Annotated in this window: 12 protein-coding genes, 1 tRNA gene and 1 pseudogene; 8 read left to right on the top strand and 6 right to left on the bottom strand. The window is 42.9% G+C overall.

What is annotated here, in order from left to right:
* Positions 1 to 28 precede the first annotated feature (28 nt).
* Positions 29 to 532 carry a VC2046/SO_2500 family protein gene (locus R8N46_RS10530; protein ID WP_033907342.1) on the top strand — a complete coding sequence of 168 codons (504 nt, stop codon included), beginning with the start codon at positions 29 to 31 and terminating at the stop codon, positions 530 to 532.
* A 134-nt stretch (positions 533 to 666) separates the two neighbouring features.
* Positions 667 to 1,410 carry an SDR family oxidoreductase gene (locus R8N46_RS10525; RefSeq protein ID WP_005380732.1) on the top strand — a complete coding sequence of 248 codons (744 nt, stop codon included), beginning with the start codon at positions 667 to 669 and terminating at the stop codon, positions 1,408 to 1,410.
* 143 nt (positions 1,411 to 1,553) lie between these two features.
* Here R8N46_RS10525 and adhE read toward each other — a convergent pair whose 3' ends face one another.
* Positions 1,554 to 4,256: a bifunctional acetaldehyde-CoA/alcohol dehydrogenase gene (adhE, locus tag R8N46_RS10520; protein WP_005380731.1), complete on the bottom strand. Its 2,703-nt coding sequence runs from the start codon at positions 4,254 to 4,256 to the stop codon at positions 1,554 to 1,556.
* A 650-nt stretch (positions 4,257 to 4,906) separates the two neighbouring features.
* On the opposite strand from adhE, the gene R8N46_RS10515 reads away from it, so the two are divergent.
* Together R8N46_RS10515 and R8N46_RS10510 are read left to right on the top strand one after the other, a co-directional pair.
* Complete coding sequence (locus tag R8N46_RS10515; RefSeq protein WP_005380729.1) at positions 4,907 to 5,545, top strand: YchE family NAAT transporter; 639 nt, start codon at positions 4,907 to 4,909, stop codon at positions 5,543 to 5,545.
* A gap of 35 nt (positions 5,546 to 5,580) precedes the next feature.
* Positions 5,581 to 6,444, top strand: a complete 864-nt coding sequence (locus R8N46_RS10510) for an ion transporter (RefSeq protein ID WP_005380728.1) — start codon at positions 5,581 to 5,583, stop codon at positions 6,442 to 6,444.
* A gap of 57 nt (positions 6,445 to 6,501) precedes the next feature.
* Here R8N46_RS10510 and asd read toward each other — a convergent pair whose 3' ends face one another.
* Positions 6,502 to 7,617: an aspartate-semialdehyde dehydrogenase gene (gene asd / locus R8N46_RS10505; protein ID WP_005380727.1), complete on the bottom strand. Its 1,116-nt coding sequence runs from the start codon at positions 7,615 to 7,617 to the stop codon at positions 6,502 to 6,504.
* A gap of 431 nt (positions 7,618 to 8,048) precedes the next feature.
* Here asd and nhaC point away from each other — a divergent pair, with 431 nt between their 5' ends.
* The gene (gene nhaC, locus R8N46_RS10500; RefSeq protein ID WP_005380726.1) at positions 8,049 to 9,482 is read left to right on the top strand and encodes a Na+/H+ antiporter NhaC; all 1,434 of its coding nucleotides are present in this window, start codon (positions 8,049 to 8,051) and stop codon (positions 9,480 to 9,482) included.
* A gap of 90 nt (positions 9,483 to 9,572) precedes the next feature.
* Here the strand turns inward: nhaC and R8N46_RS10495 are convergent, their stop codons facing one another.
* The 3 genes from R8N46_RS10495 to yejK all read right to left on the bottom strand — a co-directional run bounded on the left by R8N46_RS10495 (position 9,573) and on the right by yejK (position 13,250).
* The gene (locus tag R8N46_RS10495) at positions 9,573 to 10,736 is read right to left on the bottom strand and encodes a chemotaxis protein (RefSeq protein ID WP_115386214.1); all 1,164 of its coding nucleotides are present in this window, start codon (positions 10,734 to 10,736) and stop codon (positions 9,573 to 9,575) included.
* Between the two features lie 104 nt (positions 10,737 to 10,840).
* Entirely contained in the window at positions 10,841 to 12,169 is a 1,329-nt protein-coding gene (locus tag R8N46_RS10490) for an Hpt domain-containing protein (RefSeq protein ID WP_031812878.1), read from the bottom strand.
* Between the two features lie 82 nt (positions 12,170 to 12,251).
* Positions 12,252 to 13,250 carry a nucleoid-associated protein YejK gene (gene yejK / locus R8N46_RS10485; protein ID WP_005380723.1) on the bottom strand — a complete coding sequence of 333 codons (999 nt, stop codon included), beginning with the start codon at positions 13,248 to 13,250 and terminating at the stop codon, positions 12,252 to 12,254.
* Between the two features lie 85 nt (positions 13,251 to 13,335).
* On the opposite strand from yejK, the gene R8N46_RS10480 reads away from it, so the two are divergent.
* The 3 genes from R8N46_RS10480 (at position 13,336) to R8N46_RS10470 (ending at position 15,639) form a co-directional block, all read left to right on the top strand.
* On the top strand, positions 13,336 to 13,563 hold the full coding sequence (locus R8N46_RS10480) for a YejL family protein (protein WP_005380722.1): 228 nt from the start codon (positions 13,336 to 13,338) through the stop codon (positions 13,561 to 13,563).
* 22 nt (positions 13,564 to 13,585) lie between these two features.
* Positions 13,586 to 15,394: a DUF3413 domain-containing protein gene (locus R8N46_RS10475; protein ID WP_005380721.1), complete on the top strand. Its 1,809-nt coding sequence runs from the start codon at positions 13,586 to 13,588 to the stop codon at positions 15,392 to 15,394.
* 154 nt (positions 15,395 to 15,548) lie between these two features.
* Positions 15,549 to 15,639 (top strand) — tRNA-Ser (locus R8N46_RS10470).
* 519 nt (positions 15,640 to 16,158) lie between these two features.
* Here the strand turns inward: R8N46_RS10470 and R8N46_RS25750 are convergent.
* Positions 16,159 to 17,208, bottom strand: a pseudogene (locus R8N46_RS25750) (recombinase family protein); the annotation flags it as partial.
* Between the last annotated feature and the right edge of the window lie 3 nt (positions 17,209 to 17,211).

Raw genomic sequence — 17,211 nt, 5'->3', positions numbered from 1 at the left:
GTTAAAAGAGCATCGAGCGAGGAACATCATGCAAATTCATACGTTAGACAAAGCTGCAATTATCAACGAACTTCAGTTCGGTAATGGTATTAACCATGCCGTACACGAAGGTCGTCGTGCGGATTTCTCGCTGATTCTGTCTATGTTCTCTAATGATGTTCGCGATGTGGTCCCGGTTGAAGAGGTCCAGGAAGTCATCACCAGTGACAGTATTCTTCGCCAACAATTGGGTTTATCACAACCTCAAGCTCTTCGTTCTGATAGCAGCAGCTATGAACTCGCAGCTGAACAAGCGAAACAGTTTCACGATGCAGGATTGCCTTCCGCAAAGCTGAGCCATTACCTAAAACCAGATGCGCTGACTTACCTGCCTGAAGACACATTCAACCTACCAGAGGAGGTTTATCACAACCTATCTGGTCATGAGCGACGCAGATTGGGCGAACGCAACAAACAACTCATCCCAGATGCTGGGCTATATAATCAGCTAGTGACGGCTCAACGTCAGCATCAAATTCAAGCTAAAGCATAGAGATCTGCTTTTTATACAATAGCTTGCAATACCTACACGTCAGAAATGTGACGTCTTACAAATTACCGCACAATAGTCCTCACTCGAAAGCGTTAGTTTGAAGCCTTTCACACTGAACCCAACGAATTTCAACCATGCTATTAGCACAAACCACTGGTGTATTGTTTTTCACATATGGATACAGTGAAGGTGCTATGGATATTAAAGAATCAATTATTCTCGTCACGTCTGCAGGCTCGGTTATAGGAAGAACCTGCGCAAATCACTTTGCTCACCTTGGAGCAACGTTGATTCTTTGTGACCAAAATTCTAGCGCTTTGAGAGCGAGCTATGAGCAAATCAGCGCTTTCACTGACAAAGTGTATGCGATGAATGTGTGTAGTGATAACACAACGTCCATTAACTTATTGTTTGACCAGATAGAATCACAGCTACGTGCGACACCAGATGTGATTGTTAATTGCTGGACCAGCTCTCCTATGCCTGGTTTAATGGCGCCAGAACCAATGAGTACTTACATTGATCACTTGTCGTCTGCGGCACGCTTCCTTTATACCTACGGCCAAGTAGGAGCAGAGCGCTTTCGAGCCAGAAACAAGAAAGGCGTCATTGTTAACGTCATTTCTCATGACAACCATGAAGACTTTACGGGAGTTGAAAGCATGGCGGCGTTGGTGTCAGGTTTTACTCACAGCTGGGCAAAAGAACTCACACCATTCAACATTCGAGTGGGCGGCGTTATTCCCTCGGTAAATCATACAAAAGAAGAGCTCAACGAGAGGCACTGGGCTGAGATCCAAGACGAACTAGTCCGCAACACAGCATACATCGTCGCGAATGAATACTTCAGTGGCCGAGTAGTTGCGACCGAAGTGTAAGCATACACAGCAACTCTGTTTTCCCAAGCCAGATGTAACTCCTGCACCAAAATAAAAAAAGCCCCAGTCATTTGACTGGGGCTTTAACCTTTTCCCGATTAAGGTTCCGTGCTAGCGAAAACCTTGCTCACTCGATTTTTTAATTACGCGTCAGCTTTTTCTTTCTTTGCTTTAGGTGCTGCTTTTGCTGCTTCTTGGTCTGCTTTCTTCTTGATAACAGTTGTACCTTCGAAAGTTTCGCCTTCAACAAATGCTTTACCGTAGTAAGAAGCCATCAATACATCTTTAAGTTCGCTGATTAGAGGGTAACGTGGGTTCGCACCAGTACATTGGTCATCGAACGCTTCTACCGCTAGCTCATCCAGTTTCGCTACGAAATCTGATTCAGCAACACCTGCCGCTTGGATAGACATTGGGATGTCTAGGTTAACTTTTAGTTCATCCAACCATGCTAGTAGACGTTCTATCTTCTGAGCAGTACGGTCACCTTCTTGGCTTAGGCCTAGGTGGTCAGCAACTTCAGCGTAACGACGACGTGCTTGTGGACGGTCGTATTGAGAGAACGCAGTTTGTTTAGTTGGATTGTCGTTCGCGTTGTAACGTACCACGTTAGAGATAAGTAGTGCGTTAGCTAGGCCGTGTGGCAAGTGGAACTCAGCACCCAGTTTGTGAGCCATTGAGTGACAAACACCTAGGAATGCGTTCGCAAATGCAACACCAGCGATAGTAGCTGCGTTGTGTACTTTCTCACGAGCGATTGGGTCATTTGCACCGTTCGCATAGCTTGATGGTAGGTACTCTTTTAGCATCTTAAGTGCTTGAAGAGCTTGGCCATCTGAGTATTCGTTAGCAAGAACTGATACGTAAGCTTCTAGAGCGTGAGTTACTGCATCGTAACCACCAAATGCTGTTAGAGACTTAGGCATGTTCATTACTAGGTTCGCATCAACGATTGCCATGTTTGGCGTGATTTCGTAGTCAGCTAGTGGGTATTTAGCACCAGTCTTGTCGTCAGTAACAACCGCGAATGGAGTAACTTCTGAGCCAGTACCTGAAGTTGTAGTGATACATACAAGCTCAGCTTTTTTACCCATTTTAGGGAACTTGTAGATACGTTTACGGATGTCCATAAAGCGCATTGCTAGTTCTTCAAAGTGAGTTTCTGGGTGTTCGTACATTACCCACATGATTTTCGCTGCATCCATTGGTGAACCACCGCCTAGCGCTAGGATAACGTCAGGTTGGTAGCTAGCCATTTGAGCCGCACCTTTTTCTACTACAGACAGTGTTGGGTCAGCTTCAACATCGAAGAATGTTTGAACTTCCATACCTTGAGCTTTTAGTAGGCTTACTACGTCATCTGCGTAACCGTTGTTGAATAGGAAACGGTCAGTTACTAGGAATGCACGTTTCTTACCTTCTAGGTCGCCCAGTGCGATTGGAAGGCTACCACGACGGAAGTAGATTGACTTAGGTAGTTTATGCCACAACATGTTTTCAGCTCGCTTCGCTACAGTTTTCTTGTTGATTAGGTGTTTAGGACCTACGTTCTCAGAGATAGAGTTACCACCCCAAGAACCACAACCTAGCGTTAGAGATGGCGCAACGTTGAAGTTGTACAAGTCACCGATACCGCCGTGAGTAGTCGGGATGTTGATTAGGATACGAGCTGTCTTCATCTTGTCACCGAAGTAACGGATACGATCAGCGTTAGTATCTTGGTTAGTGTAAAGACCAGATGTGTGGCCGATACCACCAATCTCAACCATAGTTACCGCTTGAGCAACCGCGTCTTCGAAGTTGTCAGCACGGAATAGACCTAGAGTTGGAGATAGCTTCTCGTGAGCGAATGCGTCATCGTGAGATACTTTACCCAGACCTTCACCAACAAGAACTTTAGTGTCTGCTGGAACTTTAACGCCTGCCATTTCAGCGATTGCTGCTGCTGGCTGACCTACGATTTTCGCGTTTAGCGCGCCATCGATAAGAAGAACTTTACGAACTTTATCAGCTTCTGCTTTGCTTAGGACATACGCTTTGTGAGAAGCAAAACGCTCTTTCACTTCGTCGTATACTTCATCAACTACGATTGCAGCTTGCTCAGAAGCACATACTACACCGTTGTCGAAAGTCTTAGACATAAGGATAGAAGCAACAGCACGTTTGATGTCTGCTGTTTCATCGATAACAACAGGAACGTTACCTGCACCTACACCGATTGCTGGCTTACCAGAAGAGTAAGCGGCTTTAACCATGCCTGGACCACCAGTTGCAAGGATAAGAGCGATGTCATCGTGTTTCATTAGAGCGTTTGAAAGCTCAACAGAAGGCTGGTCGATCCAACCGATGATGTCTTTTGGTGCGCCTGCTGCTACTGCTGCATCTAGAACGAGTTTAGCTGCATCGTTAGTTGAGTTTTTCGCACGTGGGTGTGGTGAGAAGATGATACCGTTACGAGTCTTCAAAGAGATTAGAGATTTGAAGATCGCTGTAGAAGTTGGGTTAGTCGTTGGTACGATACCGCAGATGATGCCTACAGGCTCAGCGATAGTCATAGTACCTAGGTTGTCATCCTCTTCTAAGATGCCACACGTTTGTTCGTCTTTGTATTTGTTGTAGATAAACTCAGAAGCAAAGTGGTTCTTGATTACTTTATCTTCAACAATACCCATACCAGATTCTTCTACCGCTTGTTGAGCTAGCGGGATACGGGCCTGGTTAGCTGCAAGCGATGCTGCACGAAAGATTTTATCTACTTGCTCTTGAGAGTAAGTAGCGAACTCTTCTTGCGCTTTCTTAACGCGAGCAACCATTGCATCTAGTTCAGCCATATTAGTTACAGGCATAGGGAATCTCCTAAAATTAACAAATATTAAAAACTTTTTACTAAGGCTATTACTTATCGTTTTTACTGTTTATCAGTCACTTAGAAAACAAACGTCTTAGTAAATTGCTTTCAGGACTGAGTATAATATTTCAGAGTGTGAAAAAAATTGACTTGGATCAGTTCTCACCACCTAAATACTACCAAAGTGGTGCCTCATCACACCAAAATGACATAAATCACTGATAAACAAATAAATTAACTTTCATTTTTTATTGAGTAAAAAAGAAGCAAATGGACAAATAAATAAAAGAAACTACAACAACCTGTAAAAAAGTTTCATTTTTGACCAACAAAATTACATGTAGGCCCAATTCTTTGTGCTACTGAGAGTATATCGAACCGAATACATCTCTCTACAAACCACCTTGGTTTTTATCAAAAATGTGCGAATGTTAACGTTTATGTAAAACAGTGCAATTTATCAGCAACTTTATACGTAACATTTCCTTTCCAGATTAGATACAGTTTATTAAAGAATTAGTTTTTCTCACTTAAATGGCAGGGAATGCGTTAGTTTTTTTCATTTCTTACAACCTAACTTTTGCCTTACATTACGCCCAAATTACCCCTTCTCCTTTTCACTAATGTGAACTTTGATGAGTACGCAACATGCAAACTTTTGAACTTGCTATCTTCTTGCAGTTTTTTCTCGGTTTGGTCGCCGCAGTAAACCCTGTTGGTATCATGCCTGTGTTTGTGTCACTAACCGGGCATATGACACCAGACGAAAAGCGCAATACGGCAACAACAGCAAATGTGGCTGTTGCGATCATCCTGATCATTTCGCTTTTTGCTGGTCAGTTACTGTTAGACATGTTCAGTATTTCTCTGGATTCGTTTCGTGTCGCTGGCGGGTTGCTATTACTTAGCATCGCATTCTCGATGATGAGCGGTAAACTGGGGGAAGATAAGCAGAACAAACAAGAGAAAACGGAATACGTCAGTCGTGAACAGATTGGTGTGGTCCCTCTTGCAATGCCTTTAATGGCAGGGCCTGGTGCAATCAGTTCGACTATTGTTTATGGTGCACGCTACCCAAGCATGTTCGATACCGTGGGCATTAGTATTACGATTGGTTTGTTCTGCCTTTGTTCATGGCTATTGTTCCGCTCTGCCCCATTGATCGTACGATTTTTAGGTCAAACTGGAATCAACGTCATTACTCGTATCATGGGTTTGATATTGGGCGCGCTTGGCATAGAGTTCATTGCGAATGGCTTACGCAACTTATTTCCAGGATTAGCCTGAGTTTCTATAAAATTGTATGATAGAGCGATTCAACAATGGATCGCTTTGTCATGACGACTGACTCTCTTAAACATACTCTATATGTCACCATTTTTGGTACTCATACCAAAGCTGGTAAAACGTTCGATATTGCTCTCATTATCGCGATCATCAGCTCGTTAATCGTACTGGTGTTAGATTCGATACCCTCCGTTCGTGCCGAGTGGGAAAAAGAGCTGAAGTTTATTGAATACACATTTACTGGCCTATTCACGATTGAATACCTTCTAAGGCTTTATTGCTCCCCCAAACCTGCCGCCTACGCAAAGAGTTTTTATGGTGTCGTCGATTTACTTGCGATTTTGCCCACTTATTTAGCACTCTTCTTCCCATCCGCTTCGTTTATGGGTGTGATCAGGGCGCTGCGAGTGATGCGAATATTCCGCATACTCAAGTTAGTCCGATACCTCCAAGAGTCCAATATCCTCTTACGTTCACTGCTTATGGCGCGCAGAAAGATTTTTATCTTCTTTAGTTCCGTCGCCATTATGGTAACGATTTTCGGCTCGTTGATTTTTATCATTGAAGGACCTGAAAACGGATTTACTAGCATTCCTAAAAGTATTTATTGGGCGATCGTGACCATCACAACGGTTGGGTATGGTGACTTGGTCCCCCAAACAGACCTAGGTAAAGGGCTTGCATCACTCACCATGTTACTGGGTTATTCCATTTTGGCGGTACCTACAGGTATTTTCACTGCCGAACTGCACCAAGAGATGCAATCGCACAAAGTATTGGTGAAATGCCCAAACTGCTCCCACGCAGGGCACGACTCTGACGCAATTTACTGTAAACATTGTGGTAGTGAACTGGCCGATCCAGACAAAAGAGTCGTTCGAACGGAAGACGACGCATGAAAAAAGAGCTCCCTAAGGAGCTCTTTTATTTTGTCATCAAATAAAGGATTGATGTGATTATGCTTTCTCAGACAGAATAATTCGCAGAGTACGACGCAATGGCTCCGCAGCACCCCAAAGCAGTTGGTCACCAACAGTGAAAGCATTTAGGAAATCATCACCCATTGCCATCTTACGTAGACGACCCACTGGTACAGACATTGTGCCCGTAACTTTTGCCGGCGTTAGCTCTTGAGCAGTGATGTCACGGTCGTTAGGAATCACTTTCACCCAATCGTTATGAGTGGCGATGATTTCTTCGATTTCGTCCATTGGTACATTTTGTTTAAGCTTGATAGTAAGTGCTTGAGAGTGACAACGCATCGCGCCAATACGCACACAGGTACCGTCAATTGGGACAGGTGAACTTTGAGAACCCAAAATTTTATTCGCCTCAGCGCCCGCTTTCCACTCTTCTTTACTCTGACCATTATCGCGCTTCACATCGATCCATGGGATCAACGAACCAGCTAGTGGCACACCGAACTTATCGGTAGGGAAAGAGCCGCTGCGCATTGTATCCGCAACTTTCTTATCAATATCTAGGATAGAGCTTGATGGGTTTGCAAGTTCAGAGCTAACAGAATCATTGATAACGCCCATTTGCGAGATCAATTCACGCATATTTTGCGCACCAGCACCAGATGCGGCTTGGTAAGTCATTGCGCTTGTCCACTCAACAAGGCCTTTCTCAAATAGACCACCTAGCCCCATTAGCATTAAACTAACCGTACAGTTACCACCGACAAATGTGTTCGTGCCACCGTGGATGCCTTGTTGGATTTGCTTTAAGTTCACTGGATCAAGTGTGATGATCGAATCTTCAGCCATACGTAGCGTGGAGGCCGCGTCAATCCAGTAGCCTTTCCAACCAGCCTGACGAAGTGCAGGGAAAACTTTTTCTGTGTAGCTACCACCTTGACAGGTGATTACCGCATCAAGCTGTTTTAAGCTTTCAATATCATATGCGTCTTGCAGTAAGCCTGCGTCTTTTCCTAAGTTAGGAGCAGGAATACCAACTTGAGAAGTACTGTAGAATACTGGTTCGATTAGGTCGAAGTCTTTCTCTTCAACCATACGCTGCATAAGGACTGAACCAACCATACCGCGCCAACCAACTAAACCAACTCTCATCGTATTAACTCTCCATGTATTAAAAAACCTACCCCATAGTTAATTTTTCACAGCAAAATCTCAACCCCTATTTTGTAAATAAGCGCGTTTTTTAACCTTTTCCTCTGAAAAACCGGGTTACACGAGATTTTTTAGTGTTTGGTTTGCGGTTTTAACCATTTTTCAAGTAGGGAAAGCACTTTAGCCCCCTAATTGGTCTTACCACTCAATGAGAAAATAACACATGAAGCACAATAATTTCACATTACACAACATTTAAAACCAAAAAAGTTAAAACAAACTAACAGTTAATTTCACAAGCAAACGTTTTTACCGACGAACATCAAGATAAAACACCAAATGTTCGAAATATAATTTTTGTTAATGTATGTTATGCGCGATTACAACAAGGAGCGCCTTCCTCTATTGCTCCAAGATTGACAGAGGCACATATGAAGCAAGTTACACCACGCCTACCAAGCTTGATACAGGTATTTATCTCGCTCGGTTTATTTCTCCTGCTGGCATTTTCGTTCACAGCCAAGCTAGACCTACCGATTCAGCTAGCGCTATACATCGGTTGGTTCATTGTCATGATATTGGGCATAAAGCTTGGCCATCAGTATAAAGATCTGGAAAAAGCAGCACTAAATGGCATCTCCAATGGACTTGGAGCCGTTTTAATCCTTTTGGCCGTTGGCGCGCTTGTAGGTACTTGGATCTCTGGTGGTATTGTTCCAACCATTATTTACTACGGCCTTAAAGCAATCCACCCTTCCATCTTTTTGCTCGCGACCATGATCATCTGTTCATTGACTGCGCTAGCGACTGGCACGTCTTGGGGTGCGGCTGGCACGGCAGGTATTGCAATGATGGGTATCGGTCAAGGTCTTGGTGTTCCTGCACCAATCACTGCAGGTGCCGTACTTTCAGGCTGTTACTTTGGTGACAAAATGTCGCCTCTATCGGATTCAGTAATCCTTGCTTCATCTATGTCTAACGTTGAAGTGATGGAACATATTAAAGGCATGTTGCCGATAGCACTCATTAGCTACATTATTACAGGCATTATGTTTACTGCATTTGGCTTCCACTACGCAGGTCAAGTTGACATGAGCCAGGTAGACTCTGTCATTAAAGCGATGGAACAACAGTTCTACATCACCCCTTACTCATTTGTTCCTGTGATCATCGTATTGTCACTTCTAGCGATGCGTATGCCTTCATTCCCAGTGATCAGTTTTGGTTCTCTGCTAGGTATTATTTGGGCAGTGATGATCCAAGATGTCGATTTCCTAACCGCGTTCAACACGGCTTGGGCTCCGTTTGCAATCTCATCTGGCGTAGATTTCATTGACTCAATCCTTAACCGTGGCGGCATGTCTTCAATGCTTGGGTCGGTAGCGGTTATCGTATTTGGCCTTGGTTTTGGTGGTCTACTAGATAAAGTAGGCGTGCTAGAGACTATCGCGAAGCTGTTTGAAAAACGCGTTCAAAGTGCAGGTTCATTGGCAACAAGCACAATTGGTACGGCCTTTATGGGCAACGTATTTGGTTCAGCGATGTACGTTTCACTTATCCTGACCCCAAAAATCTGTGCGAAGAACTATGACCGTCTAGGCTACAAACGTAAGAATTTGTCTCGTAACGCAGAATTTGGCGGCACGCTAACCTCAGGTATGGTCCCTTGGAGTGACAACGGTATCTACATGGCCAGTATTTTGGGTGTTGCTACACTGTCTTATGCCCCGTTCATGTGGCTGAGTTTTGTATGTATCATCGTAACGATCTTCACTTCTTACATGGGTTGGTTTGTTGATAAGTGCGAACCAACAGCAGAAGCAGTTGAAGAAGCTGAAGGCGAATTAAAGCAGCAAACCGCTTAACTTCGCAGAGATAGGAAGAACCTCCCTTTCGAATTCAATACTAAAAAAGAGCGCTTTAAAGCGCTCTTTTTTTATTTCCAAAACAAATCGTTAGCTTTGTTTGACTAGCGTTTTCACGGCTGCACGCTTCCCAAACCAATAGCCCAAGCCAAGCGGTGCAAAGAATATAACGGCAATGAACAGAATAAAGTAGATGATGGTACTTTTGACAAGTTCAATCAGCTTAGTCATTGCGAGATTCACAACCTCTTGCGACACTCGATCCATATCTTGAGCAAACTTCTCGCGCTCATGGGTAATGATCTGTGCGATTTCTTGGCGCTCTCTGGCAACCATCAGCTCTATAGCTTGGCGTTCTTCACCCAACTGAGATAAACGCGCCTCCGTCCTTTGATCGATATCGTCAACCAAAGGTTGTAACTCCAGCGCCATTTGTTCTGCCAAATAACGCATGTACTCTGGGTTGTTATCGATAAAATCCCTCATCGAATCAGCGGTAACTTGCAAACTATTGAGCGCCGCATTGACTTTTTCGATACTGGCAGAGCTATTCAAGGCCAACAACTGCGCTTTCCACGTCATAATTTTTGGTGTCTGCTCTGATACCAGACTTAGACGATCAGAGACATCCCCGAGTGCTTCTGGCATCGTGCCTAGCGTTGTAACGGCTTCCTCTTCGCTAATTTGGTTTGCATCTAACCACCTACGGTAAGCCGGAGTCCTAATCATGCTTAAATCAGCGAATGGATGCTGCTTGGCGAACTCTGCAACAAACGTTTGTGTCTTGATGTATGCTTCTTTCTTCAATAAAGATTGAGCCAGTTTATCTACCTCTTTCGCTAAATAAACGGAAACTAACTTGGCCTCATCAGACGCAAAGAGCTCATTACCAGAAGCGGTAATAAAAAACTGTTCCATTTGTAGCGTGAAAGTCCATGTATCAATCAGTGCAGCCATTGGGGACACTTGGTATGCAGAAGCTTGGATGCCTTCTTCAGCATTTATCTTCCAAAGTAAAATATAAGATTGATGAACTTTATCATGAGGATCATATTGTTCGTGTAGTGCATCTGCTGCTTGCTCAACCTGAGCAAAAAACTGCTGCGCATACTCACGAGTCAAAAGACGCATATTGAGCTCTTGTTTGGTAAGAGGGACGGTTTGACTCTCGATCTTGACTTCGAGCAGGGAGCACCCTGAAAGCATCATAACCAGCCCTATCAACATCATTGAAGACATTCGGCGAACGGACATGAAAACACCTTTAACAAATTGTATAGAACAGGAATAAAGCGAACTAAGTCATATAGTTCGAGCCTTTATTACCTCAACTCTTATGACATTAAGTCAGAGCAATATCAATCTGTTAGCGCTTCTGTTATCTTTTCACTATTGAGAACATTATTAGCAAAAAGTATGGTTTGTTTTAGGACATCATCTAAACATGCCAACTTCTCTTCCGGCACTTTTTGCCCTTGTTTAATCAACAGTTCAATATCACCCGAAATACAGTGCAATGGCATTGCACCTAAACTCCCTGAGACCCCTTTAAGACTGTGTGCGGCTCTTTGCGCTTGCTCTTTATCCTCTTCTAACAGCTGATACATTTTAGTGCCATCGCCAGAGTGGTCCTGAATAAAGACCTCCAGTAACATCCGCACAGCGCCCTCGTCACCAGACAGAGAATCTAACATTTTATTGATATCTATGTACGGCTCACGTTCCACTACTTCCACTTGTGATGAATTCACCTCATTACAACTTTTTTCGTTCATTTGGACGTTTTGAAAATTTTCTGACTGAGCTGAGGGAACAGTGTTAGCTCCATTTTCATCATCGCCAACTTGCTCTGACTTTTTATCATCGGTTCTGGGTAGTGGTATCGGTTGAATCGTTTTTGGGGAGAAGGCTCCCCATGAAATGAGGAAAAGGAGCAAACCACTGATTACAGACAGCCAAACAATAAAAGTCATTAGCTTCTGTTCCAACTGCTCATTTATCGAAGTTAACTGGTTCGGGAAATCTGGATTAAGCAGTTGATTAGATAAATAACTGCCCTGTGCCTGAGCAGATAGTGCGCTTGAGGTTTGAGCAAGCTGGCGCTGAAGAGCGCTTCGCTCTTCGGGAGAGAGCGTCTCTGATTCAATAAAAAGTCGGTCTAAGTCACGGTAAGTATCGCTATTCGTTGCAGAGTCACTAAAGACAGACTCAAAAACAAGCGCACCTAAGCGATAGTACATTGCCTGAATTTGCTCAGAGTTTTCTGTTCGAGCACGGCTGCTTCGTAACTGTTCTGCTAACGAAACCAATTCACTGTCACTTCTCACAAAAGCTCGAGCACTTTCTAAAAATCGGTCGGTCGTATAAAGCAATTGAGTGATATCTGGTGTGATTTTCCCTTCAGAAAACTCACTTTCAAGCTGTAAGCGAACTGCATAAGCCAACTGAAGTTTCAGTGAAATTTGGTCGACGTGTTTAACACGGTAAGGCAGATCGAAGTTAAAAAAGTGCCTGACTTCTTCAACTTTACTTCCTAACTCATTTACAGTCGAAATCGTTTGAATCGTTTGTTTGGCTTGCAGCCAAATGCCAAGTGCTAAAACACACCACAAAACGAACCAGAACCAAACAAACCGCCGTATTCCTTCTTTTAGCTTCAGCAACACTTGCCCCTCGCATATCTCCATTAATTACAAGCATATACTATGGATGTTTCTTATTCACATAAAAAAAGAGAGCCGTTTGCTCTCTTTATTTAACGATATGATTTTAGTTGCGACTTAACTGATCTTTTAGATTTGGAGGCGTCCCTTTAATCGTTAAGGTATCCGTCTCTGGATCATAAAAAATACGCTCGCCAAGTAAGAGACTATCGAAGCTAATATTCAAACCACCACCAGCTCCAACAAATTTAGTCAGTTTGCGAACCGTCGCACGATCACCTGGGAAAGACTCTTCAAGTTCGTACCCTTGCTCTTTGGTGAAATCCATAAAGCTCGTGCCATCTTGGCTTTGAGGAAGCTCTCCGGAAAGCTCTGAGATTTGAACTTCATCACCGGATTTAATTTGCTCATTGCAGTAGTCGTAAACTTGTTTCTTGTACTCGTTCACTTCTTGCTTTTCTAGCTTCGAGTCAGCACAAAAATCATCCACCGCCTGCATCAACACTAAGTTTTGTTGTTTAGTATCTAAGCCAATATCCGCTTGCAGAAAATCTAGGAAGAAGTCCGCCACTTTACGGCCAACGCGTCCTTTAATGTATTGCAGATAACGATTGGATTCCTTGTCGGTCTCGTAGCTCGACAGGTCGATGCGTGCGGCAATATCCATTTTGGTGATATCTAAGTAATCTGTCGCACTGATGTCCAAACCTTCGGTCACTTTTAAACTCTGATTCATTGGTAAGATACCGATGAACAAGTAGTCCGTTGCTAAACTCTGATACTCTGCGAAAACCAAGATACCTTCATCCGCAAATGGGTACTTAATCAACTCTTCTTTCAAGCGATTTGCACTAATTTGTGAGAAGTCGTAAAAATCTCGCTCTCCTTTGCGCATTTCTTGAAGCCAAAATTGAAATTCGCTGTCTGACTGGAAAGCGCCAAAACCTTTACCAGCTTTAGAATGGAATACTCGGTGAAGCTCTGCGACTAAGTTTTCTGTAGATGCATCGTTCTCTAATGATGCTGGACGAAAGTTTACAACCAGCTCGTCCTGATCGTTTTTGCACAGTTGATGCAGAATAACGTTTGAAAGATGAAGACTCATAGTGATTTTATCTTGCTACAAGGTTTTAGTTGATGGGCATTGTAGGTTATCATAAGCCGCTTTTACTATCATTATTAGAGTCTTTATGCCGATTACATCTAAATATACTGACGAGCAAGTAGAAAAAATTCTTGCTGAAGTAGCAACAGTTCTTGAAAAACATGCTGCTTCTCCTGAGTTGACGCTAATGATTGCCGGAAATATCGCAACCAATGTCTTAAATCAACGTGTTGCTGCTTCACAACGCAAAGCGATTGCTGAAAAATTTGCTCAGGCGCTGATGTCTTCTTTAGAAACACCAAAAACACACTAATCACGGACAATAGAACACATACATGGTAGACAGCGGAAACTCATACGGCGAACGTGTATCTCGACTAGTTGGTTGGGGTCACTGGTTTGCATTCTTCAATATCGTTGCGTCGATGTTGATAGGCACACGCTACATTGTTCAGTCTCCTTGGCCCGAGACGTTACTTGGTCAGTTTTATCTGGCGGTTTCTTGGGTTGGTCACTTTGGCTTTCTAGTTTTCGCACTTTACTTGCTTGTTCTATTCCCGTTGACGTTTATCCTGCCATCGCGGAAATTGTTCCGTTTGGTGGCAGTGATTTTCGCAACCGTTGGGCAAACCATATTATTAATTGATACCCAAGCGTATCAGTCGATCAATTTGCACTTAACTCCCGTTGTCTGGGAGTTACTATTCAGCGAAGACAAAAGTGCGCTCAGCACTGACCTACAACATTTATTTGTTGTGATGCCGCTGATCTTCCTTATTCAACTCGCACTATCCGAATGGGTATGGCGAAAACAGCGCAAACTATCTCATAAGCACGTAGGACGCCCTCTCGCGGCCGTCTTTTTCCTCAGCTTTATGACCAGCCATTTGGTTTACATTTGGGCAGATGCGTATTTTTACAACCCAATTACTAGCCAGCGTTCAAACTTCCCTTTGTCTTACCCGATGACGGCGAAGAGTTTTATGGAAAAACATGGTCTACTTGACCGTGAGGAATACCTAAAACGTTTGGCAGAAAACGAAGGCAACGTAGAGTTAGTCAACTACCCTCTTGAAAAGCTTGAGTTTAACCGCCGAGTTAATAAGCTCAATGTGTTGATGATCAGCATAAACAATTTACGAGCGGATGCGCTGAACCAAGAAGAGATGCCTAACCTCTATGAGTTTGCTGAAAACAATCAGAACTTCCGTAATCATTACAGCTCAAGTAATGATACATACGGGGCCTTTGGTTTGTTCTATGGCTTACCGACCAGTTATGCATCAAGCATCAAGGCGCAAGGTGCTTCCCCAGTATTGCTCGATGTACTGAAAGATCAGGGCTACAACTTTGGTTTATTCAGTGGCAGTGGGTTTGAAGATGATCTCTACTCAGAAATTATTTTCCGCGACTTGAACTTAGCGGAAGACCTAGATGGCACGCAAGCTCATACCGATAAACAATCTATCGCAAACTGGAATACATGGTTAGCAGAGAAAGCAAGTCAGCCATGGTTTAGTTACATCGAAGTCACCACCGTTGATAATTTTGAATCGATTCCTTCAAATAATGACGAAGAAATGCCTGCAAGTGAGCGATTCAAAAAAGCTTATGAATATGCAGTGAAGTCGGCGGATAGAACTATCGCCGGTATTATTGATGAACTGGAAACGACGGGACAACTGACAAACACCATCGTAATCATCACTTCTAATCACGGTAGTGAATTTAACGAAACCAATACGAACAGCTGGGGAGCAAACAGCAACTACAGCCGTTATCAATTACAAGTTCCGATGGTTATCCATTGGCCTGGAATGCTGGCTGGCGAATTTAATCACAGCACAAGTCACTTGGACCTCTCAGTTACACTGTTGCAAGATATGCTCGGCGTATCTTCCAACCCATATGATTACAGTAGTGGTCGCAACCTATTCGATGAAAGTCGTCGTCGCTGGATCTTGGCGGGCGATACTCGCGAGCTTGCCTTAATTACTAGCTCACAAACCACAGTGATCGATAAGTTTGGCAACTACAAGCTGTATGACAAAAACTACAAACGACTTCGAGATGATGCACCGAAGTTGCCAGTTTTGATGCAAGGTTTAACTGAGTTACAGCGTTTTTATTCTAAAAACGATTAATACCTAGCAATCCATATACTATTCAAACTCCCCTTTTTGGGGAGTTTTTGTTTATTTCAACAACACAAACCACAAATTTGCGCAGTAAACATCCAATCAGTTCAACTAGGGGTTTACAACATTTTCAAAGCCTTATATTATGCGCCTCAACAACGGAGAGATGGCTGAGTGGTTGAAAGCACCGGTCTTGAAAACCGGCATACGTTAATAGCGTATCTAGGGTTCAAATCCCTATCTCTCCGCCATATAGTGACGAAAGTGGGAACCGAATAATCGGTTCCCACTTTTTCATTTGAAATAAGGTATAGTAGAGTTAAATTACTCCCTTTGAGCACTAGCTTTTTTTGCTCGGTGATTGTTACCTCTGTTATCGTCGCTAACAAAAATTGCTTTAGTTTCTCATCATTCGCTTCCTTCACGTATTGTTGCACATTGTCCACGAACGAACTAATTTGAGCTTTTCCAAAGCGTTTGATGGGTATTGATGCTAGTGATTTATAACTATCCAGCTTTTCCTCATAAAGGGCAATCTGAGCGTTGTATTCATCCATGTTACGGTTTATTGCAGGATTAGGCTCAATTTTCCCGTCAGCTATAAGGTCTACCAAGTTTCTAACTTTGGTCTTTAGTGAGCTGATTTGATTTCTAATCGGTCTTAGCTTTTCATCACTAACTTTTTTCTTATTCTTAACAATTTCCAAAGTATCATTATAGATACTTGCTAAGTGTTTATAAGTAAACACATGTTCTAACAGAGCTTTTCTCAAGGCATTATCTGCTTCGTTTTTGCGAAGACGCTTTGATGAACATAGCTTAGGATCTTGTCTGACTTGCAGGCTGCATTGGTAGTACTTATATTTACCACCCTTTCCAGTCGATATAACCATCGTCGAACCGCAAACTGGACATCTAAGAGTTCCTGTCAATAATGAACTAGAGCGTAATGACTTTACATTGTTATACGCAACTTGACGCTGGGACAACTTGTTTTGCACTCTATTATATAATTCTTTTGAAACGATTTTTGGCACTGGGATTTTTATTATGTTCTTACCTGGTTCGTTTTTTTTGGTTTTACCAAATTCAAATTCTCCTTTATAGGCAGAGTTCGTTAATATCCGATGAATGGTGTTTTTATTCCACCTTTTCCCTCTATTAGTGATCTTCTTGTCATTTAAGATCTTTGCTATTTCTTTTACACCTAACCCCTTACCATTAAGACCTATATCTGAAAGAGAATAGATCTCTTTAACTACTTCTGCCTCATCACTTTTTACAACAAGTTTTTTACGCTCTTTCGATGTGTCACCTTTAACGCTAACTGACTGATAACCAAAAAGTAATGGTCCACCTGTATGGAAGCCTTTTCTTGCTGTATCTCGCAAACGGTCAGATACGACAGCAGCGTTTTCTCGGCTTTGGTGTTCATGTAGTATGCCCAATATGTTAGTCATAAATTTAAAACTAGAAGGCTCACTAGGTAAAGCTTCACTTGCAGACTGCAAAATCATCCCTTTTTTCTCCAAAACTTCCATAGCCAAAAGCTGATTCTTTAAGTTTCTAGAAAAACGGGATAGGCTATACACCACGACTCCATTAGCATCGATAATCTGTTCAGATAGCTCATGCAGCATTACATCAAAAACAAATCGCCTTCCTTTGAAAGCACTCGCCGCTTCATCAACATACCAATGCACAATTTCATGGCCATTACTTTTAGCCCAGCGTTGGATATATTCACGCTGGCCATCTATTGAGTCACCTTTTTCTCTTTGTGAATAAGATGATATTCTTAAATAAGCTACAAATCTCATAGT

Origin of the sequence: Vibrio sp. 1874 (assembly GCF_033344395.1) — a bacterium.
Lineage (GTDB): Bacteria > Pseudomonadota > Gammaproteobacteria > Enterobacterales > Vibrionaceae > Vibrio > Vibrio alginolyticus.
This window is presented reverse-complemented; position numbering and strand designations above follow the sequence as displayed.